At 39.4% G+C, this 2,576-nt stretch carries 1 protein-coding gene; it reads right to left on the bottom strand.

Annotated features, from left to right (window positions below; genetic code table 11):
• Window positions 1-2,576 (bottom strand): non-ribosomal peptide synthetase (locus ACVC08_RS00440; RefSeq protein ID WP_452600547.1); only part of this gene is annotated, 2,576 nt, incomplete at both ends.

Genomic DNA, 2,576 nt, shown 5'->3' with positions numbered 1-2,576 from the left:
TGGTGCTACGTATTGGGTGGTGCTTTCTACTTCTAGGCTTAGCGTTTCTAATTGTTTTCTATCGGTTTTGCCGTTTGGGGTTAATGGAATTTTATCTATTTCTATAATAAAGTTTGGTACCATATATTCTGGTAGGCTTACCGAAAGGTTGTCTTTTATTGCTTGGACTTCTAATATAGATTGGGCTTCTAAAACGCAATAGGCCACTAGGTGTTTGCTCCCTAAGTGTGCTTTGGCTATAACTACAGCTTCTTTTATGTTTGCTTGGTTGTTTAATGCGGTTTCTATCTCTCCTAATTCTATTCTATAGCCGCGGACTTTAACTTGGTCGTCTTCTCTGCCTAGGTATTCTATTGTGCCGTCTGATAACCATCTGGCTAAATCGCCTGTGTTGTACATTGTACTGCCTTTTTCGTAAGGGTTAGGCACGTAACGTGCTGCCGTTATTTCTGGCTTGTTTAAATAGCCTTGTGTGATACCTTCGCCTGAGAGGTAAAGGGTACCGATTGCGCCTAATGGTACTAATTGGTGCCCCTTGTCTAGTATATAGGCTTGGGTATTGGCTATTGGACGCCCTATTGGGATGCTTGTGTTATAGGTTTTGCTTTTACTTAGTTTATAATATGTACTGTATGTGGTGTCTTCGGATGGACCGTACAGGTTACGGACTTCTGCTCTTGTGCGTTGTAATTGTTGTGCTATTTCTAATGGAAATGGCTCTCCTGCTAGGTTTATAATACTGACTGGGCTTAAGTCTACGCCTTCATCTAGTAAGGTTCGTATACTGGATGGCACTGTGTTTATAACAACGTCTTTATCGTTGTCTAGGTGTTTGGAGATGTCTAAGGCATTGTTTAACACGCGGATGGTTTTCCCTACGGATAGGGTGTAGAACATCTCGTATATGGATAAATCAAAACAGTGTGAGGTTGAGGCATATACTGTACTAAAGGTATTGCTGTTGTATTCTTGTTGAGCCCAATGTATTAAGGCTGTTGCGTTTTTATGTCTTATTATAACGCCTTTTGGTTTACCAGTCGTTCCTGAGGTGTAAATGACATAGGCTTGGTCTGTTGAGCGGGTGTTATTTTTTACTTTATGGGTTGCATAATTCTCCTGCTCTTTCAAGTAATTGTTATAGATTGTTTCGTCTAATACTAACGTACTATTACTGTCTTGTTCTATGTAAGCGATTCGTTCTGCTGGATAGTTGACATCTAATGGGACATAGGCTCCTCCTGTTTTTAATACGGCTAATAGACTTATTATTAGGGTTTCGTTACGTTCTAATTTAACGCCTATTAGGGTTCCTGGACTTATGGTATAGTGACTTTGTAAGTAATGGGCTAATTGGTTTGAGGCTTTATCTAAGGCGTCATAGCTTAGGCTTCTGTCTTCAAAAAGGACTGCGGTGGCTTTTGGTGTGGCTTTGGCTTGGGCTTCGAATTGCTCATGTATAAGCTCTTCTTTATTATAGTTTGACTTTGTTGCGTTATATCCTCTCAGTAATTTTGTTTCTTCTTCTGGGCTTAATATATTATAGCTTTGTAATGAGACTGTCTTTGATTTTGCTAACGTATTAAGAATATATACTAAACTGGTTAATAAACGGTCTGCTGTTTCACTTGTAAAGATATCGGTATTATAGTCTAAGGCTAATTGTAATGGGGCTTCTGCATGGTCTAAAAAGCTTAGGTTTAAATCGAATTTTACATTAGTACTTCCTTCTTGTGCTATTCTTGTTACTTCGGCTTCGCCTAATTCTAGCGTCTCGTTTAATTGAACGTAGTTAACCATAACTTGAAAGATTGGTGTTTTACTGGTTTGGCGTTCTGGTTGTACGGCTTCTACTATTTTATTAAACGGGATGTCTTGGTATTCTTGACTGCGTATTAATTCTTTTTGGACTGTTTTTATTAGGGTTTCTAGATCAGCCTCTCTTTTTAATTTGATACGGTTTACTAGTGTGTTTACAAAGAATCCGATAAGTCCTTCTACGGCATGGTGTCCGCGATTGGCTACTGGTAAGCCGATACAAATATCCTCTTGACCGCTGTATTTATGCAATAGGATGTATACACTACTTAACAGGCTTGTAAAGAGTGTGCCACCTATGGTTAGGCTTAGCTGGTTTAATTCTTCTTTTAGTGCTGGGGAGAGTGTTACTCGTTTTTGTGCGCCCTGACCTGTCCCTACTTTTGGGCGGGTATAGTCTGTTGGCAATGCTAAATCGCTATAACCAGCTAAGTGTTCTTTCCAGTGAGATAGGCCTTCGCTGTAGTGGTTACTGGCAAACAACTCGCGTTGCCATACTGCATAATCACCGTATTGTATTGGTAAGGGTGCTAGTGCTACGGCTTCTCCTCTTGTTTGGGATAAATACAGTGCATTTAATTCTTTTACCATAATGTTTAAAGACCAACCATCTGAGATGATATGATGCATGCATAACCCTAAAACATACTTATCTTTTCCTGTGGTTAGTAATAACACGCGTAATAATGGCCCTTCTGATAAATTAAATGGGGCTTTGATAAACTTATCGCTGTGTGCTTGTATTGCTTTTGACTTTTCTT

Source organism: Pontimicrobium sp. MEBiC06410 (assembly GCF_053601615.1).
This window is presented reverse-complemented; position numbering and strand designations above follow the sequence as displayed.